Annotated in this window: 8 protein-coding genes and 1 tRNA gene; all 9 read right to left on the minus strand. The window is 63.4% G+C overall.

Annotated features, from left to right (window positions below; translation table 11 throughout):
* Positions 1–20: 20 nt before the first annotated feature.
* Positions 21–4145, minus strand: coding sequence for a DNA-directed RNA polymerase subunit beta (gene rpoB, locus ACSFA0_RS26260; RefSeq protein ID WP_435453205.1), 4125 nt, complete (start codon positions 4143–4145; stop codon positions 21–23).
* A gap of 250 nt (positions 4146–4395) precedes the next feature.
* The gene (rplL, locus tag ACSFA0_RS26265; RefSeq protein WP_286647965.1) at positions 4396–4773 is read right to left on the minus strand and encodes a 50S ribosomal protein L7/L12; all 378 of its coding nucleotides are present in this window, start codon (positions 4771–4773) and stop codon (positions 4396–4398) included.
* Between the two features lie 43 nt (positions 4774–4816).
* Entirely contained in the window at positions 4817–5347 is a 531-nt protein-coding gene (gene rplJ, locus ACSFA0_RS26270; protein ID WP_435453206.1) for a 50S ribosomal protein L10, read from the minus strand.
* A 250-nt stretch (positions 5348–5597) separates the two neighbouring features.
* Positions 5598–6296 (minus strand): 50S ribosomal protein L1, encoded by a 699-nt coding sequence (gene rplA, locus ACSFA0_RS26275; protein WP_435453207.1) that lies wholly within the window; start codon positions 6294–6296, stop codon positions 5598–5600.
* Position 6297: 1 nt separating this feature from the next.
* On the minus strand, positions 6298–6729 hold the full coding sequence (gene rplK / locus ACSFA0_RS26280; protein ID WP_435453208.1) for a 50S ribosomal protein L11: 432 nt from the start codon (positions 6727–6729) through the stop codon (positions 6298–6300).
* Between the two features lie 142 nt (positions 6730–6871).
* Complete coding sequence (gene nusG, locus ACSFA0_RS26285; protein WP_435453209.1) at positions 6872–7465, minus strand: transcription termination/antitermination protein NusG; 594 nt, start codon at positions 7463–7465, stop codon at positions 6872–6874.
* Positions 7466–7849, minus strand: coding sequence for a preprotein translocase subunit SecE (gene secE / locus ACSFA0_RS26290; protein ID WP_435453210.1), 384 nt, complete (start codon positions 7847–7849; stop codon positions 7466–7468).
* 104 nt (positions 7850–7953) lie between these two features.
* A tRNA-Trp gene (locus ACSFA0_RS26295) sits at positions 7954–8029 on the minus strand.
* A 14-nt stretch (positions 8030–8043) separates the two neighbouring features.
* Positions 8044–8659: EF-Tu C-terminal domain-related protein (locus ACSFA0_RS26300; protein ID WP_435453211.1), on the minus strand; the 616-nt coding region annotated here is incomplete at its 5' end.

The following is an 8659-nucleotide window of genomic DNA, read 5'->3' on the forward strand; positions in this document are numbered from 1 at the left end:
GGACTCTTTCCTTGTCTTGCTTATGAGCGTTCGAGTTCGATGTCCAGGCCCAGGGAACGGATTTCCTTGACCAGCACATTGAACGATTCCGGCATGCCGGCTTCGATGGAGTGTTCGCCCTTGACGATGCTCTCGTACACCTTGGTACGGCCTTGCACGTCGTCGGACTTCACCGTCAGCATTTCCTGCAGCACGTAGGCGGCGCCGTAGGCCTCGAGCGCCCACACTTCCATTTCGCCGAAACGCTGGCCGCCGAACTGGGCCTTGCCGCCCAGCGGCTGCTGCGTGACCAGCGAGTACGGACCGGTCGAGCGCGCGTGCATCTTGTCGTCCACCAGGTGGTGCAGCTTCAAGAAGTGCATGTAGCCGACGGTGACCGGACGCTCGAACTGGTCGCCGGTGCGGCCGTCGTACAGGTAAGCCTGCGTGCGGGTGTCGGTCAGGCCCTTGAGCTTGGCGATCTCTTCCGGGTAGGCGAGCTGCAGCATGCCGCGGATTTCTTCTTCCGTGGCGCCGTCGAACACGGGCGTCGCGAAGGTCACGCCGTTCGACAGGTTGCCGGCCATCGCGACCACTTCACCATCGCTCAGCTTGCTCAGGTCTTCCTTGCGGCCCGATCCGTTGTAGAGCTTGTCGAGGAAGGCGCGGAGTTCCGCGATCTTCGCCTCGGCCTGCAGCAGGTCACCGATGCGCTGGCCGATGCCCTTGCCGGCCCAGCCCAGATGCACTTCGAGCACCTGGCCCACGTTCATCCGCGAAGGCACGCCCAGCGGGTTCAGGCAGATGTCGCACGGCGTGCCGTCCGCCATGTGGGGCATGTCTTCGACCGGAACGATCTTCGACACCACGCCCTTGTTGCCGTGACGGCCGGCCATCTTGTCGCCGGGTTGCAGGCGGCGCTTGACGGCCAGGTAGACCTTGACCATCTTGAGCACGCCCGCGGGCAGCTCGTCGCCCTGCGTGAGTTTCTTGCGCTTCTCTTCGAACGCGAGGTCGAAGCTGTGGCGCGTCTGCTCGAGCGAGTTCTTGATCGATTCGAGCTGCGACGCCACTTCGTCGTCCGCCGGGCGGATGTCGAACCAGTGGAACTTCTCGATCGACGACAAATAGGCCTTGTCGAGCTTGGTGCCCTTGGCCAGCTTGTTCGGGCCGCCGTTGGCGGCCTTGCCGGTCAAGAGCTTTTCGATCCGGTCGAACGCGTCGGCTTCGACGATGCGCAGCTGGTCGTTCAGGTCGAGGCGGAAGCGCTTGAGCTCGTCGTCGATGATCTGCTGGGCGCGCTTGTCGCGCGTGATGCCTTCGCGGGTGAACACCTGCACGTCGATCACGGTGCCTTGCGAGCCCTGGTCGACACGCAGCGAGGTGTCCTTCACGTCGGAAGCCTTCTCGCCGAAGATGGCGCGCAGCAGCTTCTCTTCCGGCGTCAGCGTGGTCTCGCCCTTCGGCGTGACCTTGCCCACCAGCGTGTCGCCCGGCTGCACTTCGGCACCGACATAGATGATGCCGGACTCGTCGAGGCGGTTGAGCTGCTGCTCGGCCAGGTTCGGAATGTCGCGCGTGATTTCTTCGGCGCCCAGCTTGGTGTCGCGTGCCATCACCACCAGTTCCTCGATGTGGATCGAGGTGTAGCGGTCTTCGGCGACGACGCGTTCGGAGATCAGGATCGAGTCTTCGAAGTTGTAGCCATTCCACGGCATGAAGCCGATCAGCATGTTCTGGCCGAGGGCCAGCTCGCCGAGGTCGGTGGACGCACCGTCGGCCACCACGTCGCCCTTGGCGATGTGGTCGCCGCGCTTGACGATCGGGCGCTGGTGGATGTTGGTGTTCTGGTTCGAACGCTGATACTTGATCAGGTTGTAGATGTCCACACCAACTTCACCGGCGGCCGCTTCGGCGTCGTTCACGCGCACCACGACACGGGTCGCATCGACGTAGTCGACGATACCGCCGCGGGTCGCGGTCACCACGGTGCCCGAGTCGACCGCGGAGACGCGCTCGATGCCGGTGCCGACGAAAGGCTTCTCGGGGCGCAGCACCGGCACGGCCTGGCGCTGCATGTTGGCGCCCATCAGCGCGCGGTTCGCATCGTCGTGCTCCAGGAAGGGCACGAGCGACGCCGCCACCGACACGATCTGCGCGGGCGACACGTCCATGTACTGAACGCGCTCTGCCCCCACCAGGATCGACTCGCCGGCTTCACGCGCGGAGACCAGGTCGCCGGTCAGCTTGCCGTCCTTGTCCAGGGCCGCGTTGGCCTGGGCGATGACGTACTTGCCTTCCTCGATGGCCGACAGGTAGTCGATGTCCATCGTGACCTTGCTGTCGACCACGCGGCGGTACGGCGTCTCGATGAAGCCGTATTCGTTCAGGCGAGCGTACAGGGCCAGCGAGTTGATCAGGCCGATGTTCGGGCCTTCGGGCGTTTCGATCGGGCAGACGCGGCCGTAATGGGTCACGTGCACGTCGCGCACTTCGAAGCCGGCACGCTCACGCGTCAGACCACCCGGGCCAAGGGCCGACACGCGGCGCTTGTGGGTGATTTCGGACAGCGGATTCGTCTGGTCCATGAACTGCGACAGCTGCGACGCACCGAAGAACTCCTTCAGCGCGGCCGAGATCGGCTTGCTGTTGATCAGGTCGTGCGGCATCAGCGGCTCTTGCTCGGCCTGACCCAGACGTTCCTTCACGGCCTTCTCGATGCGGGCCAGACCGGTGCGGTACTGGTTCTCGGCCAGTTCGCCGACGCAACGCACGCGGCGGTTGCCCAGGTGGTCGATGTCGTCGACTTCGCCATTGCCGTTGCGCAGGTCGACCAGGATCTTGACGACATGCAGGATGTCTTCATTGGTCAGCACCATCGGGCCGGTCGACTCGTCGCGGCCGACCTTGGCGTTGAACTTCATGCGGCCGACGCGCGACAGGTCGTACGTGTCCGGGTTGTAGAACAAGCGCTGGAACAGGGCCTGCACTGCGTCTTCCGTCGGCGGCTCGCCGGGACGCATCATGCGGTAGATGGCCACGCGCGCGGCGAACTCGTCCACCGTTTCGTCGATGCGCAGCGTCTGCGAGATATAGGCGCCCTGGTCCAGCTCGTTCGTGTAGATGACCTGGATGTCCTGCACGCCGGCCGTGCGCAGCTTCTTCAGCAGCGCTTCGGTCAGCTCGTCGTTGGCCTTGGCCAGGATTTCGCCCGAGTCGGCGTCGACGATGTTGCGGGCGACCACGCGGCCGACCAGGAAGTCTTCCGGCACGCTGATGTGCGTGGTTCCGCCCTGCTCGAGCTCACGGGTGTGGCGCGCGGTGACGCGCTTGTCCTTGGCGACCACGACCTTGCCCGACTTGTCGGTGATGTCGAAGCGCGCGACTTCGCCGCGCAGGCGCTCGGAGACGAACTCCATCTGCGCGCCGCTGTCCATCAGGCGGAAGTTGTCGTTCACGAAGAAGTTCGCGAGGATCGATTCCGGATTCAGGCCGATGGCCTTCAGCAGGATCGTGACCGGCATCTTGCGGCGACGGTCGACGCGGAAGTACAGCATGTCCTTCGGGTCGAATTCGAAGTCGAGCCACGAGCCGCGGTAGGGAATCACGCGGGCCGAGAACAGCAACTTGCCCGAGCTGTGCGTCTTGCCCTTGTCGTGTTCGAAGAACACGCCCGGCGAACGGTGGAGCTGCGACACGATGACGCGCTCGGTGCCGTTGATGATGAACGAGCCCTTCTCGGTCATGAGCGGCACTTCGCCCATGTAGACCTCTTGTTCCTTCACTTCCTTGACCACCTTCGACTGCGAGGTCGACGACTCGCGGTCATAGATGATGAGCTGGACCTTGGCGCGCACGGCCGACGCGAAGGTCAGGCCCCGCGTCTGGCACTCGCGCACGTCGAAGGCCGGCTTCGCCAGGTTGTACTCGAGGAACTTCATTTCCACGAAACCGTTGTGCGAGACGATCGGGAACGCGGCGTCGAACGCGGCCTGCAGGCCTTCGACCGTGCGCTTCTGCGGCGCGATGCCCGCTTGCAGGAACGCGGTGTACGCGTCCTTCTGCATCTGCAGCAGGTAGGGGATTTCAACGACGCTGTCGCGGCTGCCGAAATTCTTTCGGATGCGCTTGCGTTCGGTGTAACTGTACGTGGACGTTTGGGCCATGAGAGCTCCGGTGCTTGAGATCTTGCGCGACTTGTCAGCAGCGCTTTCGCACCACTGCTTGGCGGCTGGCCACTACCAGCCGTTGGCGGACAGTGATGCGTTGCACATCACCCGAACCAAGGGGTCTTCTGCAGTCGGGGTCAGAAGACACTCAAAAGCCGCGTCGCGACGTCGGCTTGTGGGTGCGCTCTGAAAGCGGCAAAGGCTGGAGGGCTCTTTCGAGCACCTCCAGCCCTTCAGGGAGACTGAATTACTTCAGTTCCACCTTGGCGCCGGCATCTTCCAGCTTCTTCTTGGCGGCTTCAGCGTCAGCCTTCGACAGGCCTTCCTTGACGGCCTTGGGAGCGGCTTCCACCAGGTCCTTGGCTTCCTTGAGGCCCAGGCCGGTGATTTCGCGCACGGCCTTGATCGCCGACACCTTGTTCGCGCCAGCATCCATGAGCATGACGTTGAACTCGGTCTGCTCTTCGGCCACAGCGGCGGCAGCGCCACCGCCAGCACCGGCGGGGGCCGACATTGCAGCGGCGCTCACGCCGAACTTCTCTTCGATGGCCTTGACCAGGTCGTTGAGTTCCAGGACCGTCATGCTGTCCAGCGCGGTCAAAAATGCGTCTTTATCGAATGCCATTTTGGTTTCCTAACAATTGGGTTGAATTTCTCGAACGCAAGGCTTACGCCGCTTGCGCTTCGGCCGCAGCCTCGGCCGGTGCTTCGCCACCACCACGCTTCTCGGCCAGCGCCGCGAGAACGCGGGCAGTGCGGGAAATGGGGGATTGCATCAAGCCCAGCAATTGCGCCAGCAGCACTTCCTTCGAAGGGATGTTGGCCAGTTGCTTCACGCCGTCGACGTCCAGGGCCTTGCCACCGAAAGCACCGCCGCGAATCACCAACTTGTCGTTGGTCTTCGCGAAATCGGCCACCACTTTCGCGGCAGCCACAGCGTCTTCGGAGAAGCCGTAGATCAGCGGACCGGTCATCTGGTCGCCGACGATCTCAAATGCGCTTCCGGCGACAGCACGGCGTGCCAGCGTGTTCTTCAACACGCTGAGCGTCACGCCCTGGCTGCGCGCGGTGTTGCGCAATTTGGTCATGTCAGCCACCGTGATACCACGGTATTCCGCCATCACGAGCGTTTGAGCTTTTGCGGCGAGGCTGGTCACATCACTGATGACCGCTTCTTTCTCACTGCGATTCAGACTCAAGGTCTACTCCTTTTAATGCGTCCTTCGGCCGGGGCCTCGAGACGCGCTACATGCAGCGACCAACTGTTTCGGAAACGGATTCCTTGCAGCGGGATCGCCATCTGCGCTGGTGATGCCCGAGTGCATCGATTAAGTGCAGCGAACTGCACGCCAGCGGTCTTGGATGGCCCAACACGCCTGCCGTCCGAAAACGGCGCCGCGCTGGCCCACCACATCGCCGCGCCCCGAGGGACACGGCAAATTCTTCACATCAGCTCTGTGCGATCGACTGGGTGTCGACGCGCACGCCGAGGCCCATCGTCGACGACACGGCGACCTTGCGCAGGTACACGCCCTTGCTGGTCGCCGGCTTGGCCTTGACCAGCGCGTCGATCAGCGCAGCCAGGTTGCCCTGCAGCTTGTCGTTGTCGAACGAGCGACGGCCGATCGTGCCGTGCACGATGCCGGCCTTGTCGACGCGGAACTGCACCTGACCGGCCTTGGCATTGCGGACCGCTTGCGCAACGTCCGGCGTGACCGTGCCGACCTTGGGGTTGGGCATCAGGCCGCGCGGGCCGAGGATCTGGCCCAGCGTACCGACGACGCGCATGGCATCCGGTGCGGCGATCACGACGTCGAACGGCATGTCGCCGGCCTTCACCATGGCGGCGAGGTCGTCCATACCGACGATGTCGGCGCCGGCGGCCTTGGCTTCTTCAGCCTTGGCGCCCTGTGCGAACACGGCGACGCGCTTGGTCTTGCCGGTGCCGTTGGGCAGCACGACGGCGCCACGCACGACCTGGTCCGACTTCTTCGCGTCGATGCCGAGCTGCACAGCCACGTCGATGGACTCATCGAACTTGGCGGTGGCGGCGTCCTTCACCAGGACGATCGCATCAGCGAGCGGGTACAGCTTGTTGCTGTCGACCTTGCCTTGCAGGGCCTTGGCCTTCTTGGTCAGCTTGGTCATTTCACACGCCCTCCACGTTGACACCCATCGAACGGGCGGTGCCCGCGATGGTGCGGACAGCGGCGTCCATGTCGGCCGCCGTCAGATCCTTCATCTTGGTCTTGGCGATCTCTTCGAGCTGTGCGCGCGTGATCTTGCCGACCTTGTCCAGGTGCGGACGGGCCGAGCCCTTGTCCAGCTTGATAGCCTTCTTGATCAGGACGCCGGCCGGCGGCGACTTGATGATGAAGGTGAAGCTCTTGTCCGCGAAGGCGGTGATGACCACCGGCAGCGCCAGACCCGGCTCGTAGCTCTGCGTCTGCGCATTGAACGCCTTGCAGAACTCCATGATGTTCAAACCACGCTGGCCCAGTGCGGGACCGATGGGTGGTGACGGGTTGGCCTTACCAGCTGGCACTTGCAGCTTGATGAAGCCGACGATTTTTTTCGCCATGCTTTGCTCCTTGCGGGTGATATCGCCTCGGCATTCGGCCGTGGCTCCCCGGGGTTGACGACTCTAGGGTGACGTTTCCTGCCGAGTCGGGAGACAGGAAACCGGGAGAGCGGCACCGAAGCGTTCGGTGCCGCCCGCTGAATCAGGTCTTCTCGACTTCCGCGAAGCCCAGCTCGACCGGGGTGGCGCGCCCGAAGATCATCACGGACACACGCACCTTGTTCTTGTCGTAGTTCACTTCTTCGACGGTGCCGTTGAAGTCGGTGAACGGACCTTCCTTGACGCGCACGAATTCGCCGACAGTGAACTCCACCTTGTGGCGCGGCTTCTCGGTGCCCTGCTGCATCTGGCTGACGATGTCCTCGACCTCTTTCTGCGAGATCGGGGCCGGGCGATTCTTGGCGCCGCCGACGAAGCCCGTCACCTTGTTGGTGTGCTTCACCAGGTGCCAGCTCTCGTCGTCCATGATCATCTCGACCAGGACGTAGCCAGGGAAGAACCGGCGCTCGGTGGTGCGCTTCTGGCCATTCTTGATTTCGACGACCTCTTCGGTCGGCACCATGATGCGGCCGAACTTGTCCTGCATCGCGGCGCGATTGATGCGCTCGGTGATGTTGCGCTCGACCGCCTTTTCCATGCCCGAATAGGCATGGACGACGTACCAGCGGAAATCGGGGTTGGTCGGCGCCGCGAGAATCGGCGTGGCTTCCGGGGTGGTTTCGACAGCGTCGGTCATTTATTTTCTCCAGCCCAGAATGAGGTCGAAGAACACCCACTCGAGCGTCTTGTCGGTGAGCCAGAGAAACACCGACATGACCGCCACGAAAGCGAACACGTAGGCTGTCATCTGGACGGCTTCCTTGCGGGACGGCCACACGACCTTCTTGACTTCGCGCCAGGCGTCGCGGCCGAAGGCCCACAACTGGCGCCCGCTCTCGGAACTCGCAAAGGCACCCACCGCCGCCGCCAGCCCGACGAGCAACGCGCCCCACTGCACCAGCGAACCCTGGCGCGACAGCAGGTAGAAAGCCACGACCGCGCCCACGGCCAGGACGACCGCTGCAGCCAGTTTGGCTTTGTCGGCGCCGGTGCTCACGGTTTCGATTTGAGAGGTGGCCATTTCGGCTGATTTCCTGCGGCCTTGCGGCCTTCAATTCAAAGTGTCTTTGAAGACAGAGAAGCCCATCGGGTCGACCGATGGGCTTTTCAGGAGCGCCACCTAGGTGGCAGGGGCAGTAGGAATCGAACCTACAACCTTCGGTTTTGGAGACCGACGCTCTGCCAATTGAGCTATACCCCTGTGCAATCCTTAGCTTAGATGTCGAGGATCTTGGCCACGACGCCCGAACCCACGGTACGGCCGCCTTCACGGATGGCGAAGCGCAGGCCTTCTTCCATCGCGATCGGGTTGATCAGCTTCACGGTGATGCTGACGTTGTCGCCAGGCATGACCATTTCCTTGTCCTTGGGCAGCTCGATCGCGCCGGTCACGTCCGTCGTGCGGAAGTAGAACTGCGGGCGGTAGTTGTTGAAGAACGGCGTGTGACGGCCGCCCTCGTCCTTCGACAGCACATACACCTCGGCGGTGAAGTGCACGTGCGGCTTGATCGAACCCGGCTTGCACAGCACTTGGCCGCGCTCGACGTCTTCGCGCTTGGTGCCGCGCAGCAGCACGCCCACGTTGTCGCCGGCCTGACCTTGGTCGAGCAGCTTGCGGAACATTTCCACGCCGGTGCAGGTGGTCTTGACGGTCGGGCGGATGCCGACGATCTCGATTTCTTCGCCGACCTTGATGATGCCGCGCTCGACAGCACCGGTCACGACCGTGCCGCGACCCGAGATCGAGAACACGTCTTCCACGGGCATCAGGAACGCGCCGTCGATGGCACGCTCTGGCGTCGGGATGTAGGTGTCCAGCGCATCGGCCAGC

The sequence above is a fragment of the Variovorax restrictus genome (assembly GCF_051216715.1).
Lineage (GTDB): Bacteria > Pseudomonadota > Gammaproteobacteria > Burkholderiales > Burkholderiaceae_C > Variovorax.

Bases quoted from the DNA above. Each gene is read 5' to 3' on its own strand.
- rplK (WP_435453208.1), bottom strand. From the start codon at position 6,729: ATGGCGAAAAAAATCGTCGGCTTCATCAAGCTGCAAGTGCCAGCTGGT.
- rplL (WP_286647965.1), bottom strand. From the start codon at position 4,773: ATGGCATTCGATAAAGACGCATTTTTGACCGCGCTGGACAGCATGACG.
- rpoB (WP_435453205.1), bottom strand. From the start codon at position 4,145: ATGGCCCAAACGTCCACGTACAGTTACACCGAACGCAAGCGCATCCGA.
- secE (WP_435453210.1), bottom strand. From the start codon at position 7,849: ATGGCCACCTCTCAAATCGAAACCGTGAGCACCGGCGCCGACAAAGCC.
- rplA (WP_435453207.1), bottom strand. From the start codon at position 6,296: ATGACCAAGCTGACCAAGAAGGCCAAGGCCCTGCAAGGCAAGGTCGAC.
- nusG (WP_435453209.1), bottom strand. From the start codon at position 7,465: ATGACCGACGCTGTCGAAACCACCCCGGAAGCCACGCCGATTCTCGCG.